At 70.3% G+C, this 19279-nt stretch carries 18 protein-coding genes; 17 read left to right on the top strand and 1 reads right to left on the bottom strand.

Annotated features, from left to right (window positions below; genetic code table 11):
- Nucleotides 1–59: 59 nt before the first annotated feature.
- The 7 genes from BQ8008_RS06195 (at nt 60) to murC (ending at nt 10427) form a co-directional block, all read left to right on the top strand.
- On the top strand, nt 60–1646 hold the full coding sequence (locus tag BQ8008_RS06195; protein ID WP_108833252.1) for a UDP-N-acetylmuramoyl-L-alanyl-D-glutamate--2,6-diaminopimelate ligase: 1587 nt from the start codon (nt 60–62) through the stop codon (nt 1644–1646).
- A complete protein-coding gene (locus BQ8008_RS06190) occupies nt 1631–3148 on the top strand; it encodes a UDP-N-acetylmuramoyl-tripeptide--D-alanyl-D-alanine ligase (RefSeq protein WP_108833251.1) in 1518 nt (505 codons plus the stop codon). Before BQ8008_RS06195 ends, BQ8008_RS06190 begins: the two co-directional genes overlap by 16 nt.
- The gene (gene mraY, locus BQ8008_RS06185; protein WP_108833250.1) at nt 3145–4245 is read left to right on the top strand and encodes a phospho-N-acetylmuramoyl-pentapeptide-transferase; all 1101 of its coding nucleotides are present in this window, start codon (nt 3145–3147) and stop codon (nt 4243–4245) included. The genes BQ8008_RS06190 and mraY overlap by 4 nt, the downstream gene beginning before the upstream one ends.
- 105 nt (nt 4246–4350) lie before the next feature.
- The gene (murD, locus tag BQ8008_RS06180; RefSeq protein ID WP_234415259.1) at nt 4351–5982 is read left to right on the top strand and encodes a UDP-N-acetylmuramoyl-L-alanine--D-glutamate ligase; all 1632 of its coding nucleotides are present in this window, start codon (nt 4351–4353) and stop codon (nt 5980–5982) included.
- Complete coding sequence (locus tag BQ8008_RS06175; RefSeq protein ID WP_108833249.1) at nt 5979–7592, top strand: peptidoglycan glycosyltransferase FtsW; 1614 nt, start codon at nt 5979–5981, stop codon at nt 7590–7592. Before murD ends, BQ8008_RS06175 begins: the two co-directional genes overlap by 4 nt.
- Nucleotides 7576–8835, top strand: coding sequence for a UDP-N-acetylglucosamine--N-acetylmuramyl-(pentapeptide) pyrophosphoryl-undecaprenol N-acetylglucosamine transferase (locus BQ8008_RS06170; RefSeq protein WP_108833248.1), 1260 nt, complete (start codon nt 7576–7578; stop codon nt 8833–8835). Before BQ8008_RS06175 ends, BQ8008_RS06170 begins: the two co-directional genes overlap by 17 nt.
- Entirely contained in the window at nt 8832–10427 is a 1596-nt protein-coding gene (gene murC, locus BQ8008_RS06165; RefSeq protein ID WP_108833247.1) for a UDP-N-acetylmuramate--L-alanine ligase, read from the top strand. Before BQ8008_RS06170 ends, murC begins: the two co-directional genes overlap by 4 nt.
- 40 nt (nt 10428–10467) lie before the next feature.
- On the opposite strand, the gene BQ8008_RS13320 is transcribed toward murC, so the two are convergent.
- Nucleotides 10468–10869, bottom strand: a complete 402-nt coding sequence (locus BQ8008_RS13320) for a hypothetical protein (protein ID WP_159086775.1) — start codon at nt 10867–10869, stop codon at nt 10468–10470.
- Nucleotides 10870–10879: 10 nt separating this feature from the next.
- Here BQ8008_RS13320 and BQ8008_RS06160 point away from each other — a divergent pair, with 10 nt between their 5' ends.
- The 10 genes from BQ8008_RS06160 to BQ8008_RS06115 all read left to right on the top strand — a co-directional run bounded on the left by BQ8008_RS06160 (nt 10880) and on the right by BQ8008_RS06115 (nt 19266).
- Complete coding sequence (locus BQ8008_RS06160; RefSeq protein WP_234415258.1) at nt 10880–11728, top strand: cell division protein FtsQ/DivIB; 849 nt, start codon at nt 10880–10882, stop codon at nt 11726–11728.
- A gap of 311 nt (nt 11729–12039) precedes the next feature.
- Nucleotides 12040–13404 carry a cell division protein FtsZ gene (gene ftsZ / locus BQ8008_RS06155; RefSeq protein ID WP_199907946.1) on the top strand — a complete coding sequence of 455 codons (1365 nt, stop codon included), beginning with the start codon at nt 12040–12042 and terminating at the stop codon, nt 13402–13404.
- A gap of 58 nt (nt 13405–13462) precedes the next feature.
- The gene (locus tag BQ8008_RS06150; protein ID WP_108833246.1) at nt 13463–14278 is read left to right on the top strand and encodes a polyphenol oxidase family protein; all 816 of its coding nucleotides are present in this window, start codon (nt 13463–13465) and stop codon (nt 14276–14278) included.
- 152 nt (nt 14279–14430) lie between these two features.
- Nucleotides 14431–14895 (top strand): cell division protein SepF, encoded by a 465-nt coding sequence (locus BQ8008_RS06145; RefSeq protein ID WP_108833245.1) that lies wholly within the window; start codon nt 14431–14433, stop codon nt 14893–14895.
- 12 nt (nt 14896–14907) lie between these two features.
- A complete protein-coding gene (locus BQ8008_RS06140) occupies nt 14908–15204 on the top strand; it encodes a YggT family protein (RefSeq protein ID WP_108833244.1) in 297 nt (98 codons plus the stop codon).
- A 165-nt stretch (nt 15205–15369) separates the two neighbouring features.
- Complete coding sequence (locus BQ8008_RS06135) at nt 15370–15978, top strand: DivIVA domain-containing protein (protein ID WP_108833243.1); 609 nt, start codon at nt 15370–15372, stop codon at nt 15976–15978.
- A gap of 228 nt (nt 15979–16206) precedes the next feature.
- A complete protein-coding gene (gene lspA, locus BQ8008_RS06130) occupies nt 16207–16968 on the top strand; it encodes a signal peptidase II (protein WP_108833242.1) in 762 nt (253 codons plus the stop codon).
- Nucleotides 16965–17885 carry an RluA family pseudouridine synthase gene (locus BQ8008_RS06125; protein ID WP_108833241.1) on the top strand — a complete coding sequence of 307 codons (921 nt, stop codon included), beginning with the start codon at nt 16965–16967 and terminating at the stop codon, nt 17883–17885. Before lspA ends, BQ8008_RS06125 begins: the two co-directional genes overlap by 4 nt.
- A 73-nt stretch (nt 17886–17958) precedes the next feature.
- On the top strand, nt 17959–18273 hold the full coding sequence (locus tag BQ8008_RS06120; RefSeq protein ID WP_108833240.1) for a GNAT family N-acetyltransferase: 315 nt from the start codon (nt 17959–17961) through the stop codon (nt 18271–18273).
- 24 nt (nt 18274–18297) lie between these two features.
- On the top strand, nt 18298–19266 hold the full coding sequence (locus BQ8008_RS06115; protein ID WP_108833239.1) for a ketopantoate reductase family protein: 969 nt from the start codon (nt 18298–18300) through the stop codon (nt 19264–19266).
- Nucleotides 19267–19279: the final 13 nt, after the last annotated feature.

The following is a 19279-nucleotide window of genomic DNA, read 5'->3' as shown; positions in this document are numbered from 1 at the left end:
GACCCGTAGGGGTTCTTGTGGAAGATCGACAGTCGAAGGTCGCGATAGATTGAGGAACTATGAGCAACCACGCCTACGAGTCGGCCGCCGCCCTACGGCCGGGCTCCAATGGTCCCATCCCCGTCAGCACTCTGTGTGAGCGCTTCTCCCTGGTTCCCGCCTCAGCTGACGACGCCACCGTCCTGAAGGACCTGAGCATCCTGGGGGTCAGTGTCGACTCCGGTGACACCGCCCCGGGCGAGATCTTCGTGGGTCTGCCCGGCTTCACCGTCCACGGTGCCCGCTTCGCCGCCGAGGCCGTCGCCTCCGGTGCCGTCGTCGTCCTGACCGATGCCGACGGCGCCCGGATCGTCCATGAGACCGCCCCCGGCACCCCGGTCCTCATCTGCGAGGACCCCCGCGCCGTCGTCGGCCACCTGAGCGCCGAGGTCTACCACCACCCCGCACGCGGCCTCATCACCACCGCCGTCACCGGCACCAACGGCAAGACGACCACCTCCTACTTCCTCGACGCGATCCTGTCGGCCCACGTGGGCTCCTGCATGGTGGCCGGGACCGTCGAGCTGCGTGTGGGGGAGCGCTCCGTGGAGTCCCCGCGCACCACCGTCGAGGCCCCCGTCCTGCAGCGGATGATGGCCCTGGCCGTGGAGGACAGGGTCGGCGCCGCCTCCCTGGAGGCCTCCAGCCACGCCATCGTCCTGCACCGGCTCGACGGCGTCGTCTTCGACGTCGCCGGCTTCACCAACCTCCAGCGTGACCACCTCGACTTCCACAAGACCATGGAGGGGTACTTGGAGGCCAAGGCACAGCTGTTCACCCCCGAGCACGCCCGCCGCGGCGTTGTCTGCGTCGACGACCAGTGGGGCGCCGCTCTCGCCGCCGAGGCCCCCATCGAGATCGACCGCGTGCGCGCCTATCCCGGGGACGCCCCCGCGGACTGGTGGGTCAGCGACGCCGCCGTCTCCCTGACCGACTCCGCCACCACCTTCACCCTCCACGGGCCCGACGGCGAACAGATCGAGGCCTCCTGCCCCCTGCCCGGACTCGTCAACGTCCAGAACGCCGCCCTGGCCCTGGTGATGGCCATCCGCGCAGGCGTGCCCGCCGCCACGGCCACTGCCGCCCTGGCCGGGGCCCACAACATCCCGGGCCGTATGCAGCGCATCAGCCAGCGCGACGGCCGACGCGGCCTGTGCATCGTCGACTTCGCCCACACCCCCGACGCCATGGAGCTGGCCCTCAAGGCCGTGCGTCCCATCACCCCGGGCCGCCTCATCGTGGTCTTCGGCTCCGACGGCGATCGTGACCAGGGCAAGCGACCCATGCTGGGGGAGGTGTGCGCTCGTCTGGCGGATGTCCTGGTCGTCACCGACGAGAACCCCCGCAGTGAGTCCCCCCAGCTCATCCGCAACGCCATCCTGGACGGGGTGCGCACCGTGCGCCCGGACCTGGAGAACGTCGAGGAGGTCACCACCTGGCGCGGCGACGCCGTGCGCCGCGGCGTCGAGCTGTGCGGCCCCGACGACACCGTCATCGTCACCGGCAAGGGCCACGAGCCCTTCCTGGAGACGGCCGGGGACTTCATCCGTTACAACGACGCACCCGTCATGGCCGAGGCCGTCGAGGAGAAATGGGGACGGGGATGAACCTCAGCCTGAGTCAGATAGCAGTCGCCGTCGGCGGCAGACTCATCGGCCCGGACGCAACCGTGACCGGCCCCGTCGTGACCGACTCCCGCCTGGCCGCCACGAACTCCCTGTTCGTCGCCGTCCACGGCGAACGCACCGACGGCCACGCCCACCTGGGCTCCGCGGGCGCTCTGGGTGCCGTCGGCGCCATCGTCTCCGACCTCGCCACCGCCCTGGCCGGACTGAGCCCCGATGAGGGTGCGGGCCAGGCCGACGCTGTTGACTCAACGGCCGCGCAGTCCGAGGCGGACAGACTGTCCAGGACCGGGGACCTGCCCATGGGACTCGTCCTCGTGGAGGACACCGTCGTCGCCCTGGGTGCGCTGGCCCGCACCCACCTGGCCGGCCTGCGCCAGGCCGCCGCGGATCGAGGGCAGCGCCTCACCGTGGTCGCGATGACCGGCTCGGTGGGCAAGACCACCACCAAGGACCTCACCCGCCAGCTCCTGGCCGCCTCCGGACCCACGGTCGCCCCCAGGGCCAGCTTCAACAACGAGATCGGCCTGCCGCTGACCGTCCTCGAGGCCGACGAGCGCACCCGCTACCTCGTCCTGGAGATGGGCGCCTCAGGCCCCGGACACATCGCCTACCTCACCGACATCGCGCCCCTGGACGCGGCCGGGGTCCTCATGATCGGCCACGCCCACTTGGGCGGATTCGGCTCCGTCGAGGGCGTCGCAGCCGCCAAGGCGGAGATCATCGCCGGCCTGCTGCCCGGCGGCACCGCCATCCTCAACGCCGACGACTCCCGCGCCGCCGCCATGGCCGGACTCGCCCCCGCGCAGGTTCTCACCTTCTCCGCCCACGGCAATCGGGCCGACCTGTGGGCCGAGGACATCGTCCTGGACGAGGCCGCCCGCGCGGCCTTCGACCTCCACCTGCCCGGATTGGATAGGCCCCGGCGCGTCCGGCTCGCCGTGGCCGGCGCTCACAACGTGGCCAACGCCCTGGCCGCCGCCGGCCTGGCCCTGGCCGCTGGCCTGGCCCCCGAGCTCATCGCCGAGCGCCTCGGCTCGGTGCGCATCGAGAGCCCCCACCGCATGGACGTGCTGGAGCTCAGTGGTGATCTTCTCCTCATCGACGACTCCTACAACGCCAACATCGACTCCATGACGGCGGCGCTCGCCGCTCTGCCGGCTCTGGCCGGGAGCCGACGTCGCGTCGTCGTGGTTTCCGAGATGCTCGAGCTGGGGGAGTCCTCCGCCGCCGATCACGCCCGCACCGGCGAGCTAGTGGCCCAGGCCGGAGCGGCTATGCTCATCGGCATCGGCTCCACCCAGGAGGCACTCGATGCAGCCAGGGCGCGAGGGGTCGAGGTCGTCGGCTTCGACGATGCCGCGACCGCCATCTCCCAGATCGACGCCCTCCTGTCCGACGGCGACGCCGTCCTGGTCAAGGGCTCCAACGGATCAGGCGCCTGGCGCCTAGCCGACCACCTCAAGGAGGTTCGTCCCCGATGACCGCCATCCTCATCTCCGGCGTGGTCGGACTAGTGGGCACCCTGCTGGGAACCCCGCTGCTCATCCGCTACCTCCACGCCAAGGAGTACGGGCAGTTCATCCGCCAGGACGGCCCCCAGGGCCACTTCACCAAGCGCGGCACGCCCACCATGGGCGGCCTCGTCATCATCATCTCCACCGTCCTGGGCTACAGCCTGGCCAACCTCACCCAGCTGCGCACGCCGCGCGCCTCCGGGGTCCTGCTGCTCTTCCTCATCGTCGGGCTCGGGCTCATCGGCTTCCTGGACGACTTCGAGAAGATCTCCAAGCAGCGCTCACTGGGGCTGAGGGCTTGGCAGAAGATCGTGGGGCAGGCGCTCATCGGTATCGGCTTCTCGGCGGCGGCCCTGCACTTCGCCGACCGCAACGGACTCACCCCCGGCTCCACCCGGATCTCCTTCGCCCGGGACTCGGCCATCGACCTGGCCTTCGCCGGAAGCGTCGTCGGGCTCATCCTGTTCATCCTGTGGGCGAACTTCCTCATCACGGCCTGGTCCAACGCCGTCAACCTCACCGACGGCCTCGACGGTCTGGCCGCCGGCGCCTCGGCCATGGTGTTCGGCGCCTACACCCTCATCGGCGTGTGGCAGACCAACCAGTCCTGCAACTACGGCCACGAGACCATGGTTCCCACCACCTGCTACCTGGTCAGGGACCCACGAGACCTGGCGATGATCGCCGCCGCCCTCATGGGGGCCTGCTTCGGGTTCCTGTGGTGGAACGCCTCGCCGGCCAAGATCTTCATGGGCGACACCGGCTCCCTGGCCCTGGGCGGGGCCGTCGCGGGGCTGTCGATCCTGACCCGTACCGAGTTCCTCGCCGTCATCCTGGGCGGGCTCTTCCTGGCCGAGGTCATGAGCGACATCATCCAGATCGTCTCCTTCAAGTCGACTGGCCGACGCGTCTTCCGCATGGCTCCACTGCATCACCACTTCGAACTGGGAGGATGGACCGAGGTCAACGTGGTGATCCGTTTCTGGATCATCGCCGGCCTGTGCGTCATCGCGGGACTGGGACTGTTCTACGCCGAGTACCTGCGCCAGCTCATCTTCGGATGAACCGGGACGCCCGGGCCTGACAGGCCTGACGAACCATTGATGCAGATTCCCCTCTCCGGCGAGCCGGTGAGGAACAGTGAAGAACCAGGAGCGTGAACCCGCACCGTGACCAGCCTGACTGAAGTCCCCGGTGAGCCGACCAGCAGCACCGGCCCGGCGAGCGCGCCCGGTTCCGCCGTCGCCGGTCCTGCCGGGGCCCTGCGCGACCAGCTCGACGGCGCACACGTGGCCGTCGTCGGACTGGGGCGTACCGGGCGGGCAGTCGTTGACGCCTTGGCCACCCTGGGGGCCCGCATCCACGTCTTCGACAGCCGCGAGGCCTCCATCGAGGCGCTGCACGCCTCCGCGCACGCCGCGATGGTCACCTCGGTGGTCTCTGCCACCGCGGCCGACGGCGAGGAGACAGCGGCGGCCCTGGCGGACTCCCCGGCGCGTCTGCTCGTCGTCTCACCCGGGGTCCCGGCTACCGGTCCGGTCCTGCGCACCGCAGAGGCGGCCGGCATCGAGACCTGGAGTGAGGTCGAGCTGGCCTGGAGGCTCCAGCAGGACTCCTCCCGTATCAACGTCCCCTGGCTCACGCTCACCGGCACGGACGGCAAGACCACCACGGTCGGCATGCTCTCGGCCATCCTCGGGGCCCAGGGGCTCACGGCACCGGCTGTCGGCAACATCGGAACCCCCGTGATCGAGGCGGTGCTGGCCGGCAGCGCGGACGCTCTGGCCGTGGAGCTGTCCAGCTTCCAGCTCCACACTACCCGGACCCTCTCGCCCCTGGCCTCCGCCTGCCTCAACCTGGCCGCCGACCACCTGGACTGGCACGGGGGCCTGGAGGCCTACGCCGCGGACAAGGCCCGCGTCTACGACTGCACCCGGCTCGCCGCCGTCTACAACCTCGCCGACGCCGCCACCGAGGATATGGTCCGCCGGGCCGACGTCGTCGAGGGCTGCCGGGCCGTCGGCTTCACCCTGGCCACACCGGGGCTCGGGCAGGTCGGCATGGTTGAGGACCTGCTGGTGGACCGTGCCTTTCACGCCGAGCGCCGCTCCAGCGGCATCGAGCTCGCCACCACCGCCGACCTGGCGCATCTGGCCCCCGGAGGGCGCGCCGAGAACCTGCCCGCCCACTTGCTCGCCGACGCCCTGGCAGCAGCAGCCCTGGCCCGGGCCGCCGGGGCCGACCCCGAGGCCGTTGCAGCCGGACTGCGCGCCTACAGTCCCGGCGCCCACCGGATCGTCACCGTCGCCGAGGCTGGTGGCGTCACCTGGGTTGACGACTCCAAGGCCACCAACCCGCACTCCGCCGAGGCTGCGCTGACCTCCCTGCCACAGGGAACCGGCGTCTGGATCTGCGGCGGAGACACCAAGGGAGCCCATTTCTTCGACCTGGTTCGCACGGCACGGCCCCACCTGCGCGGCGTCGTCGTCGTCGGCAAGGACCAGCGCGACATCCTGGCCGCCCTGGAGCAGGAGGCCCCAGGGCTGCCGGTGACCCGCGTTGGCGACGGGACCGCCGAGCAAGTCAGTACCGCGGCGGTGGAGGCCGCCGGCGCCATGGCCCGCAGCGGTGACACCGTCATGCTGGCCCCGGCCTGCGCCTCCTGGGACCAGTTCACCTCCTACGCCCAGCGCGGCGACCTGTTCGCCGCCGCCGCCCAGGCCTACGCCGCCGGCCACGAGGATCGAGCGGGGGGCGTCTCAGGCCCTGCGGACGCCCCCGGTGTCCAGGAGCAGCCGTGAAGACCGGGCCCACCTCGGCCACCGCTCCCCGCTCGTCGAAATCCGCCTCATCCGGTTCCTCGACGTCGTCCGGACGCGCCTCCGGCAGGCCCGCCGCCGGAGGCGGGGCCAAGCCGTCAACCGGACGGTCCGGAGACCGGGCCAAGCAGCCCAGGCAGGCGAGGAAGCGGGACACGCACCCTCAGCGGCGCGAGCAGCCGGCACAACAGTCCGGCTCGCGCTCCGCGCAGGCTCCGAAGTCATCGCGCCCACCGGGACGGCGGACAGCCGCAGCCGGAGCCTCCCAGGCCGCAGGCAGGATCACTCGGCTACGCTCGGCCTGGGGGGAGCGCCTGGCGCGCTGGGGCGAGCGCCTGTCCCGTCCGTGGGATGGCGCCGGCACCTCACCGCAGGGGCGTCGCGGTGACCGCCCCGGTCCCGCCCGGGACTCCGAGCAGGCGACTCTGACCTACTACTGCCTCCTCATCTCCACCCTGGTGCTGGAGACCTTCGGACTCATCATGGTCTTCTCCGTGCAGTCGGTGACCGTTGCCGCCAACGGGGGCAACGCCTTCACCGACTTCGCCAAGTACCTCATCTTCGCGGTGGTGGGAACCTTGGGCATGGTCGGGATCTCCCGCATGCCCCTGTCCTGGTTCCCCCGGGTCTCCTGGGTGGTCCTGGGACTGACGATCGCGATGCAGTGCCTGGTCTTCACCCCCATCGGAGTCAACGTCTACGGAAACCGCAACTGGATCCAGGTGCCCGGGGTGGGGACGGCTCAGCCGTCGGAGTTCATCAAGGTTGCCCTCGCCCTCGTGCTGGGCACACTGGTGACCTGGTACACCGCCAAGCGCCGGGACCGGACCGTGGCAGCGGGCTGGGCCGGTGTCGTCATCGCGATCCTGACCGTCTTCGGCGGTCAGGACCTGGGGACCGTCATCGTCCTGGTCCTCATCGTCGCCGGTGCCCTGTGGGTGGGAGGCCTGAGGAAGCGATGGTTCGCTCTCCTGGGCGCGCTCGGCATGCTTCTGTTCGCAGGAGCCTCCATGCTCAGTGCCAACCGGCGCGCCCGCATCATCGCCTGGATCCATCCCGAGGGCGCAGACCCCACGGGCGTGGGATACCAGCCCAAGCACGGGATGTGGGCGCTGGGAACCGGCGGCTGGTTCGGTGTGGGACCGGGCTCATCGCGCCAGAAGTGGGGCTACCTCACCCAGGCCGACTCCGACTACATCTTCGCCGTGCTCGGTGAGGAGTTCGGACTGGTGGGAACCCTGGTCGTCATCGCCCTGTTCGCCGCCATCGGAGGCTGCTGCCTGCGCATCATGAGACGCCACACCTCCACCTACGTTGTCGCCACGACCTCGGCCATCGGCGCGTGGATCGTGGGGCAGGCGATCATCAACATGTGCGTCGTCACCGGCGCCCTGCCGGTGCTGGGCGTTCCGCTTCCCCTCGTCAGCCGTGGAGGAACCGCTCTGGTCTCGGTCCTTCTGGCCATCGGGGTGCTTCTCGCCTTCGCCCGCCACGAGCCCGGCGCGCAGGAGGCACTGTCCACGAGCCCCGGGGCGCTGCGTCGTTCCCTGGCAGTCATTGTCCCAAGGAGGAACCGTGCCCGAGACAAGTGAGAGCGCAGGCTCGCCCCAGGAGGCGCAGCCCAGCAAGCCGGTGAGGCCCCAGCCCTTGCGGGTGCTGCTGGCCGGCGGCGGAACCGCCGGCCATGTCAACCCGTTGCTGGCCACGGCCGCCGCGCTGCAGGACCCGGCCCTGGGCGGTGACCCCGACACGCGGATCCTCGTCCTGGGGACGTCCGAGGGGCTGGAGCAGCGCCTGGTCCCCGAGGCCGGTTTCGAGCTGGCCCTCGTTCCCCGCGTTCCGCTTCCCCGGCGCCCCAGCGGGGACCTGCTGCGTCTGCCGCACCGGCTGGGCAAGGCGATCAGTGCGGCCACCGAGGCCATTGAGACGGTCGGAGCCGACGTCGTCGTCGGCTTCGGCGGCTACGTCTCCACCCCCGCCTACCTCGCCGCGAGGAAGGCCGGTGTACCGGTGGTCATCCACGAGCAGAACGCCCGCCCCGGCCTGGCCAACCGGCTGGGCGCCTCCTGGGCCCACGCGGTCGCCCTGACCTTCGCCTCCACCCGTCTCAAGGCCTCCAAGGGACGCACCGAGGTCACCGGGCTGCCCCTGCGCCCGGCCATCGCGACCCTGGTGACGCAACGGGCCACCACCGAGGGCGCCCAGCGCGCCCGCGTCGAGGGCGCCCAGGCCCTGGGACTCGACCCCACGATGCCCACGCTTCTGGTGACGGGCGGGTCTCTGGGGGCTCAGCACCTCAACGAGGTCCTCAGCGAGTCGCTCGGCTCGCTGCCCACCGGCCTGCAGGTGCTGCACCTGACCGGGAAGGACAAGGACGCGCCCGTGCGCGCCGCCGTGGAGACGGCGGTGGCCGCCGGTGCGCCCGAGGACCTGAGCGAGCGCTATCACGTGCTGGACTACCTGACCACCATGGAGCAGGCCTACGCCTGCGCCGACGGGGTCCTGTGCCGTTCCGGTGCCGGCACGGTCGCGGAGATCACGGCCCTGGGGCTGCCGGCGCTCTACGTCCCCCTGCCCATCGGCAACGGCGAGCAGCGCCTCAACGCCGCCGATGTCCTGGCCTCGGGAGGCGGGCGCATGGTGCTCGACGCCAACCTCGAGCCCTCCGACATCCTCGATTTCACGGTGCTCATCTCCGATCCGGAGCGCCAGGCCGCCATGGCCCGGGCGGCGGCCTCCATCGGCGTCCAGGACGCCGCCGCCCGGCTGGCCGCCCTCATCCAGCAGTGCGCCTCCACGAACAACACACCCACCGACGAGGAGACCGCGGCATGACCGGCACCACCGCCACCCCCGCAACGACACCATCATCCCTGCCCGGCTCTTCTCAGACCGGGTCCCAGCAGGACGGTGCTCCCGGCCGCGCACTGACAGGCAGGTCGTTCCACCTCATCGGCATCGGGGGAGCGGGCATGAGCGTCGTCGCCCAGCTGCTGGCGGCCCGCGGTGCCCGGGTCTCGGGCTCCGACGCCCACGGCGGTCCCGCCTTTGACCACCTGGCCGACCTGGGTATAACGACTCATCTGGGTCACGACGCCGTACACCTGCCTGAAGACTCCACCGTCGTGGTCTCCACTGCGATCAAGGAGACCAACCCTGAGCTTGCCGAGGCTCGCCGGCGGGACCAGGAGGTCATCCACCGCTCCCAGGCCCTCGCTCTGGCGGCTCAGGGGCTGGACTTCGTCGCCGTGGCCGGTGCGCATGGCAAGACGACGACCTCTGGCATGCTCGCGGAGGCCCTCACGCAGGCCGGCGCCGCGCCATCGTTCGCCATCGGCGGGATCGTGCGGGCCCTGGGCACCGGCGCCCACCTGGGAAGCGGTCCGGCCCTGGTGGCCGAGGCCGACGAGTCCGACCGCTCCTTCCTCAACTACTCGCCCCGCGTGGAGATCGTCACCAACATCGAGCCCGACCACCTCGACAGCTACGGAACCGCCGAGGCCTTCGAGGCCGCCTTCGTGGACTTCGCACACCGCCTGGTCCCTGGTGGCCTGCTGATCGCCTGCGCCCAGGATCCCGGCTCGCTGCGCCTGGCCCGGTCGGCCGCCGCCGAGGGCCTGCGCGTGGTCACCTACTCCTTCGGCGGCCCCGATACCCTCCCCGGTGGGACCCTGGTGGGGGAGGGGCACGTCCAGCTGGAGATCAAGGAGCGAGGCGCCGCCTCCACCCGTGCGCTGCTGACCCTCACCAGGGTGACGGACCATGAGCCGACCGGCGCCGCGGAGGAGAGCCGGAACCCGGTCGAGCTGGTGCTGGCCGTGCCCGGAGACCATGTCGCCCTCGACGCCGCCGGAGCCTGGGCCGCGGGCATCGAGCTCGGCGTCGAGCCGGCCGCGATGGCTCTCGCCCTGGGAGCCTTCGGAGGCACCGGGCGGCGCTTCGAGGACCGGGGTCAGGCCGACGGCGTGCGCGTCATCGATGACTACGCCCACCACCCCACGGAGATCGAGGCGCTGCTCCATACCGCTCGCGAGGTCGCCCAAGAGCGCGGCGGCCGTGTTCTGGTGCTCTTCCAGCCGCATCTGTTCTCCCGCACCCGGGCCTTCGCCGACCGCTTCGGGCAGGCACTGTCCCTGGCCGACGGCGTCGTCGTCACAGACGTCTACCCCGCCAGGGAGACCCAGGCGGACTTCCCCGACATCACCGGAGACACGGTGGCCCAGCGGGTTCCCGGTGACAGAGCCACCTTCGTCGCCGAGCGCCAGGACGCTGCGCACGCGGTGGCCGCGCTGGCTCGTCCCGGAGACCTGCTGCTGACAGTCGGGGCCGGTGACGTCACCGAGCTCGCTACCACGGTCCTGGCCGATCTGACGGCCCGCGAGGGCGGTGCGGCGGGCTCCGGCCAGGAGCGAGGCGGACGGGCATGAGGAAGCCCTCGGCGCCCCGGCCCGAGCCGTCCAGCCGGTCTCAGGGAACCCCGGCGTCCATCCCTCCGCGCCGCTCCGGTGCCCGACGTGCGCGCTCCGCTGGCGGCTCGGGGCGCACACCGCGCTCCGAGCGCAGCGGGACCGGGCAGCACGGCACGAGGCAGTCCCCGTCGAGCCCGCAGAGCGAGAAGGCGGCCGAGCGGCAGTCCACCACCGGCACAGCCAGGCGACCCCGGGTTCCTGGCGCCGGCGCGACCACCAGGACAGCCCGGGACACGGCCCAGGACACTGCGAGGGGTACCTCCCCCTCTGCTGGCGGCTCGCGCTCGGTGTCCTCCAGGCAGCGGCACAGCGGTGGCTCACCCAAGGGACTCGAGGCGGCGGAGACGTCCTCCAGCCTAGAGAGTGCGTCGAGCACCGAGTCGAGTACTGAGTCGAGCACGGAACTGACCGTGTTCGGCCGTCGCCAGATGGCACTGCCCAGGGGGAACGACCGAGTCGTCTCCACTGGGCTCGCCGACCGCCTCAAGGAGCGCCGACATGCCCTGCGGCGCCTGCGCCTGCGCCGGATGGTGGCAGCCGTCGCCGTCGTGTTCGCCGTCGCCGTCGTGACCTGGGCGCTGGTCTTCTCGCCTCTGCTGGCCCTGCAGCGTCAGAGGATCTCCGTGGTCGGATCGGACGGCAGTGTCTCAGACCAGCAGGTCCGTGAGGTCCTGGCCTCTTACGAGGGCGACTCGCTCCTGCGGCTCGACACGGGCCGGCTCTCCACCCAGGTGAGAGACAATCTGGTCCGAGTCCGCCAGGCACAGGTGACCCGTGCCTGGCCCCGAGGACTGCGGGTGCAGCTGACGATGCGGGTACCGGTGGCAACCGTCCAGGGACCGGACGGCTACCAGGTCCTCGACAACGAGGCCGTCGTCCTCGAGCGGGTCCCCGAGGCTCCGTCAGGCCTGGTGAGCATCGTGCCCGACTCCGCCGACGGCGGGGCAGGTGAATCTCAGGCGATCTCCGCCAAGCAGGTCGCCGCCGTCACCCAGGTGGTGGGATCCCTGACGCCGGAGACCCTGGAGCAGGTCACCAGCGGAAGCGCCACCGAAGCCGGGCAGGTCACCCTCACTCTGAGTAACGGTGCCAGCGTGGTCTGGGGCGATACGCAGGACAACGCGCTCAAGGCGCGGGTCTTGGCGACCCTCATGACCACCAGCGCCTCCATCTACGACGTCTCCTCGCCCCACCGCCCCACGACGCGCTCCACCGGCGACCACCCTTCGGCGTCCTCGACGTCGTCACCAACATCCTGAACGGCGTTGACCGATCAACCTCACTCACCTCTGCTCACCCGTCGCTATGGGCGAGTCCGGTGGTCCGTACCTCTGTCAGCGCGGGCTGGTGCGGTTTCCTCGGGGGTCGCGTAACCGATGCTCAGGTCTATTGCAGACAAGTCGCAGAGTTATAGCAGGAAATCCGCAGGCAACTGCACACGAACACGCCGGGCTTCAATGCGTCTCGACGTCCGTGAAGTCTCATAGCGTTGAGCCAGTCATTCAAGGAATGACATAAGTATAGACCTTAACTTGAGGTTGAGGTTTGAGGGAGCCCTCGACAAGGGCTCATGACGAAACTCGCGGAGGGGACGCCAGTGGTCGAGAGCATGGCTGTGGACGACGCACAGCACTACCAGGCAGAGATCAAGGTCGTCGGGGTCGGCGGCGGTGGCGTCAACGCCGTCAACCGCATGATCGAGGCCGACCTGCGTGGCGTCGAGTTCATCGCCGTGAACACCGACGCCCAGGCGCTGCTCATGTCCGACGCGGACGTCAAGCTCGATGTCGGGCGCGACCTGACCCGGGGGCTGGGCGCGGGCGCCGATCCGGCCATCGGCCGCAAGGCCGCAGAGGACCACGAGTCGGAGATCCGCGAGGCCCTCGATGGGTCGGACATGGTCTTCGTCACCGCCGGTGAGGGTGGTGGCACCGGTACCGGAGCCGCCCCCGTGGTCGCCCGCCTGGCCAAGAGCATCGGGGCGCTGACCATCGGTGTGGTGACACGCCCCTTCTCCTTCGAGGGGCGTCGCCGCTCGGCCCAGGCCGAGGACGGCGTCCAGGCGCTGCGCGAGGAAGTCGACACCCTCATCGTCATCCCCAATGACCGCCTCCTGCAGATCGCCGACAAGAACATCTCCGTCGTGGACGCCTTCAAGCAGGCGGACCAGGTTCTTCTTCAGGGTGTTCAGGGCATCACCGAGCTCATCACCACCCCCGGCCTCATCAACGTCGACTTCAACGACGTCAAGTCCGTCATGCAGGGCGCCGGCAGCGCCCTCATGGGTATCGGCTCGGCCACCGGCGAGGGGCGTGCGATCACGGCCACCGAGGAGGCCATCGCGTCCCCGTTGCTGGAGACCTCGATCGACGGCGCCCACGGCGTGCTGCTCTTCTTCCAGGGCGGCTCCGACCTGGGCCTGTTCGAGATGAACGAGGCCGCCAACCTCGTGCGCGAGGCCGTACACCCCGAGGCGAACATCATCGTCGGAAACGTCGTCGACGGCGCCCTGGGCGACGAGGTCCGGGTGACGGTCATCGCTGCCGGCTTCGACTCCGAACCGGTGGTGGGCGGCCTGTCCGACCCGGTGACCCGCCTGTCGAGGGCCGCCGTCCCGCCGGTTCCCTCCTCCCCGGTCGAGGACCTGCCCCCCGCTCCGGCTCCTCGCGGCGGCGCCCATGCCGCGCAGAACCCGGTGACCCGCCCCGTCCCGCTGGCACCAGCGCCGTCATCGCCGGCAGCCGCCGCCCACCTGTCCGAGGTCAGTGCGGCCGAGGCCCTCTCATCGGGGAGCATGCCCGCCTACGTGGACGAGTCCTACAACTCGTACGGCTCCGTGCCCGCCCAGCAGCCGGTCTCCGAGCTTGAGGTCCCGCAGGTCATCGGGGTCGACGCCGACGACGACGGGATCGACCTGCCGGACTTCCTGCGCTGAGCGCGGCGGTCGGGAGCGGCCTGGGATACGGCGACGCCTCAGGGACAACGAGCCAGTGATGCATGAGACGAGTGCCGGCCAGGCAGCAGACCTGATCGAGGTGGATCTGGGCCCGGGGGCCCGCGGGTACTTCACCGCCCGCGGCCTGCGGGCCCGTCCCGTTGTCCATGGAGAAGGTGCTGATGCGGCAGTGCGGGGGAGTGATGAGGAGACCGGTGTCTACAGCGGTTGGAACCTCGCCCTCCACGTCGGCGACGACCCGCAGCGCGTCCGTGCGCACCGTCATCGGCTCGAGGAGCTGCTCGGGCTCGAGCCGGGTCGGCACCTGGCCTGGATGGATCAGGTTCACTCCAGCGTCGTCGCCGCCGCTCGGGTTGAGCAGACTCCCACGGCCGACGCGCTCGTCCTGGATGCCCGGGCGGCCGGAGCTCCTGCCGGCTGCTGCGTCCTCGTAGCCGACTGCGTTCCCCTCCTGCTGGCCTCCCAGGACGGTTCGCTGACGGCGGCCGTCCACGCCGGCCGCCGCGGCATGCTCGATGGTGTCGTTCCCGCCACGATCGAGGCCCTCCGGTGCGCGGGTGCGCTCCCCGCCGACCTGTGGGCAGCCGTCGGACCCTCGATCTGCGGCTCCTGCTACGAGGTCCCGGATCACATGCGCACGCTGTCCGCGCAACGCGAACCTGCCTGCGCCTCGCGCACATCGTGGGGCACGCCCGGTCTCGACGTGGCCGCCGGCGTCATCGCCCAGCTCGAACGAGCGGGAGTGGGGCGCATCAGCGCCAGTCAGTGGTGCACCTACGAGGACCCTCGCTTCTACTCCTTCCGCCGGGACGGGACGACCGGGAGGCTTGCGGGCGTTGTGGTCCCTCGATGACGCTCAGGTGACTGAATACTTCCTGAGCGTGACCTACCTGGAACCTGGGGTTGATGACACGCCGGGTTGAGGTCCCCGTGCGGTGTCGCGGGGCCGGATACCGTCGCAGCACATCCGGAACGCAGGGGACCGGACGAACCAAGGAGCGATAGATGGGCGCGCTGCGCAGTATGACCAGTTTCCTCGGCTACTCGGAGCCGGAGGAGGAGACCTACCAGGACAGCTATGAGGCTGCCGACACCGGTTACGCCGTGCAGGAGCACGAGCAGGACTTCGTCGACGAGGGCTATGAGGACTTCGCCGCCCCGGTGACTCCCGAGCCCGCAGCCGTCACCCCGGACCTCCGTCGTATCGTCACGGTGCACCCCTCGACCTACAACGAGGCCCGGATCATCGGCGAGTCGTTCCGTGACGGTGTGCCCGTCATCATCAACCTCACCGGCATGAGCGAGTCCGACGCGCGTCGCATGGTCGACTTCTCCGCCGGCCTGGTCTTCGGTCTGCATGGAGCCATCGAGCGGGTCACGCCGCGTGTGTTCCTGCTGACCCCCGCCAGCGTCGAGATCGACGGCGGCGAGGTCGCCGAGGCCCACGGCCGGTTCTTCAACCAGAGCTGAGCTGGCTGACACGTGACTCTTGTCTCTTCACTTGCCTGGATTCTGTCGAGCATTCTGAGCCTGTACTTCCTCATCCTCCTGGTCAGGGTCGTGCTCGACTGGGTTCAGGTCTTCGCCCGCCAGTGGCGCCCCCGTGGGCTGGTCCTGGTGCTGGCCAACCTTGTGTATGCACTGACGGACCCGCCTCTGCGACTGATCCGTCGGAGAGTTCCCATGGCACGCCTGGGAGGGGTCGGCATCGACCTGAGCTTCCTCGTCCTGGTCTTCGGGATCTGGATTCTCCAGTGGTTCCTCCGCTTCCTTCATTGAATGGGTGTGAAGTCGTGAATGAACCGCTAGAGTGCTGTCCTCACGTCAGCGTGAGATAGCGCGCTTGATGTGGCCTGAACCTCGAGTTCAGGTACTCTGTCCGCATGAGTGACCGGATGCCCGGTGCTCGTGACCTTATCCGTAACGACACCGAGGTGACGACCCATGACGCTGCTGACAGCAGACGACGTCCTCAACAAGAAGTTCCAGGCGACCAAGTTCCGCGAGGGCTACGAGCAGGACGAGGTCGACGAGTTCCTCGACGAGGTAGTCGAGGCAATGCGTCAGCTGGAGGCTGAGAACGCCGACCTCAAGGCCAAGCTCGAGGCCGCCAACCGCCGGGTGGCACAGCTCGGCGAGGGAGCTGCCATCTCCGCCGCCCCCGCATCCCCTGTCTCGCCGGTTCAGGCCGAGCCCGCCGTGTCCGTTCCATCTGTCCCCTCCGGCGAGTCCGGTGGCCAGGGCCCAGCAGCCGCTTCCGGCATGCTCGAGCTCGCCCAGCGTCTCCACGACGAGCACGTCGCCAACGGCAAGGCCGAGGGCGAGCGCATCGTCACCGAGGCCCGCTCCACCGGTGAGCAGATCGTGCGTGAGGCCGAGGACCAGCGCAACCGGACTCTGGCCCAGCTGGAGAAGGAGCGTTCCGCCCTCGAGCAGAAGATCGACGAGCTGCGGCGCTTCGAGTCCGACTACCGCACTCGCCTCAAGAGCTACCTGCAGAACCTGCTGGCCAACGTCGAGGACGGCGGCGAGAGCTCCATCTCCGGACTGTGACTTCCGGGGCTGTGATCGCCTTGCGACGCCACTCCGTGAGCATCTCAGGGACTGGTCCACGGAGCACCATCGCGTTGGTTCCCAACCACCAGGGGTACACCGGCTCCTCTGACTTTCTCTGACATGGCCTTCTACGAAGGGCGGCGACCCGCACGGGTCGTCGCCCTTCGTTCGGCACGGTCACGCCACCCGTTACTTGTCCTCCTGAGCGCAATGCGAGAAAGCCTCATGCCAGATCACGTGGACCCGGTCTCCTCTCCGGAGGAAACCGCAGACAACATCGTTTCACCGCCTGCAGACAGCCCGTCCAGCACCATGGAGAAGGCCTTGGGAGCGCAGGGCGGCCAGGACGTGAGCGGTCGTCGAGCCAGGCGCCTCCCGGTCGCCGTGCTGTGGGCGGTGGCGGTCGTCATCGTCGTCGTCGACCAGGTCACCAAGCAGTGGGCACTCTCCGCCCTGGCCGATGGAAGGCACACGGCCCTGCTCGGCCGGGCACTGGGGCTCGTGCTGGTGCGTAATCCCGGGGCCGCCTTCTCCTTCGCCACCGGGCAGACGTGGATCTTCGCCGTCATCGCCTCGTGCGTGGTGCTCGTCATCATTCGTGTCTCCCGGCGTCTGGCCTCCCGCTCGTGGGCGGTGGCCCTGGGGCTGGTGCTCGGCGGTGCGGTCGGCAACCTCATCGACCGTCTCCTGCGTGAGCCCGGGTTCCTGCGGGGGCACGTCATCGACTTCATCGACTACGGCGGCTACTTCGTGGGCAACGTCGCAGACATCGCGATCGTTCTCGCCGCCGGGGGCATCATCGTCCTGTCCCTGGGGGGCTGGGAGGTCGATGGGACGCGTGCCGGTTCGGACGACGCCCACGCCCCTGCCGGGGGCGAGGAGCCGACACGGAAGACGACGACAAAGGCCTCGAGGGCCTCACGAGCCCGGCGGCGCGCCGGCGGCGCTGAGCAGTCCTTGCCGGTCACACCCGGGGACCTGCAATGAGCCTGCGCCTCCTGCCCGTCCCCGACGGATGCAACGGTGACCGGGTTGACGCCGCACTGGCCCGCATGACCGGGCTCTCCCGAAGCCGGGTCGGTGAGCTGTGCGAGGCCGGTGATGTACGCAGGAACGGTGAGGTCCTCGCCAAGTCCGCTCGTCTGCACGCCGGCGACCTCCTCGAGGTCGACATGCCCGCACCCCGTCCCGCTGAGCCTGTCCCCACCCCGGTCGATGGTATGGAGCTGCTCTACGAGGATGAGGACATCGTCGTCGTCGACAAGCCGGCCGGTGTCGCCGCCCACCCCTCCATGGGCTGGGAAGGCCCCGACGTCCTGGGCGCCCTCAAGGCGATGCGGGTCCGGGTGGCGACCTCCGGGGCGGCCGAGCGCCAGGGCATCGTCTCGCGCCTGGACGTGGGCACCTCGGGCGTCATGATCGTGGCCAAGGGGGAGCGGGCCTACTCGGTCCTCAAGCGAGCCTTCCGGGAGCACGCCGTGGACAAGGTCTACCACGCCTTGGTCCAGGGTCATCTCGATCCCTCCCGCGGCACGATCGACGCCCCCATCGGCCGTCACCCCAGCCGGGAGTGGAAGATGGCCATCATCGAGGGTGGACGCGAGTCCATCACCCACTACGACGTCATCGAGGCGATGCCCGGGGCCTGCCTGGCCGAGGTCCATCTGGAGACCGGCCGCACCCACCAGATCCGTGTCCACATGGCGGCGGTCGGCCACCCCTGTGTCGGAGACGCCACCTATGGCGCCGACCCGGCCATGACAGCGCGCACCGGGTTGGTCCGCCAGTGGCTCCATGCGCGTGAGCTCGGCGTCACCCACCCCATCACCGGTGAGCGCATGGTCTTCACCTCCGCCTACCCCGCCGACCTCGTCCACGCCCTCGACGTCCTCCGCCTCCCGTGATCGGCATCATGACAGAGTCACCTGACGACTTGAGCTCCCGGCCCACGGCGCGGGTGTCCGCCGAAGGGGCCGCCTGGCCGTGCGCCGGATCGCCCGTGGCGCGGGCCTGGGGGCGCGCGTCGTCGCCGCCCTCGAGGAAGCCGTCCTGAGGTACCTTGGCGATCCCAGCGTGGAGGTGGTTCTCTCCGCTCAGGAGCAGGCCATGGGCTTCTACGAGCGCTGCGGATACCGGGTCCTGAACGGCCGCCGCTACCTCGACGCAGGCATCTGGCACCAGGACATGGCCCGCACCGTTAGCACCGTCAGCGCCGCGGACAGTGCTGGCAGCGCCACCTGTGGCCGGCCACTGAGGGCCGAGCCACGCGCAGGCAAAGAGACGAACACATAGAAGCAGAAGCGAGAGGAGACGCTGATGCGTATCGTCGTCATCGGTGCCGGAGGCATAGGCGGCTGGCTCGGTGCCCGGCTGGCAGCGAGCGGTCAGCAGATCGGGTTCCTCGTTCACGGAGGCACCCTGGAGGCACTGCGCTTGGAAGGACTGACGCTGCTCGACGGCTCCGGCGGCGAACCCGGTACCGTGACCGCCCGCATCGAGCAGCCGCTGGCCAGTGATGATCCGGACAGGCTCGTCGACGCCCTGGACGGTCGCCCGGACCTGGTCCTCGTGACCACCAAGGTCGACGCGCTGCCCGCGTTGGCGCCTGCGCTCAGGCGGCTGACCGGCCCCGGCACCGGTGTGGTCTCCACTCAGAACGGGATCAGCGCTCCCGGACTGCTCGCCGACGCCGTCGGAGAGGAGCACGTCCTGCCCGGAGTCGCCCGCGTCTACTCCGCCGTCGTCTCACGCGGTACTGTCCGCACCATCGGCAGCGTCGGCTCCCTGGCCCTGGGGGAGTGGGGCGGCGGCGCCTCCGCTCGCGCCACTGCCGCTGTCGAGGCCCTGGAGGCCGCCGGCATCCGCGCATGGGTCCCCGACTCCATCTGGGCAGAGCTGTGGCGCAAGGTCTCCTTCGTCGTCGTCCAGGGTGCTCTCGGCGCCGCCACCGACGCCTCCATCGGCGTGCTGCGCACGGATCTGCGGGACGCCTTCACCCAGGCCGCAGGAGAGGTCGTCGACGTCGCAGCAGCCCTCGGCCACCACCTGGCTACGGCCCGGGCCCCTGACCCGGTCGCCGCCGTGCTCGCCATGGCCGATGCCCAGCCGGCTGGCGCCACCACCTCGATGCAGCGCGATATCGCCGCCGGCCTGCCCAGCGAGTTCGACGCTCAGCTCGGTGCCCTGTGCCGAGCCGGAGACGAGGCGGGCGTGCCCACGCCCGTGCTCGACCTCGCCCACGCCGTCCTGGCCCCGCGCGAGGCCGCCGCCCGCTCCCGGGCCTGACGACGCCCCGCTG

Origin of the sequence: Actinomyces sp. Marseille-P3109 (assembly GCF_900323545.1) — a bacterium.
GTDB lineage: Bacteria > Actinomycetota > Actinomycetes > Actinomycetales > Actinomycetaceae > Actinomyces.
This window is presented reverse-complemented; position numbering and strand designations above follow the sequence as displayed.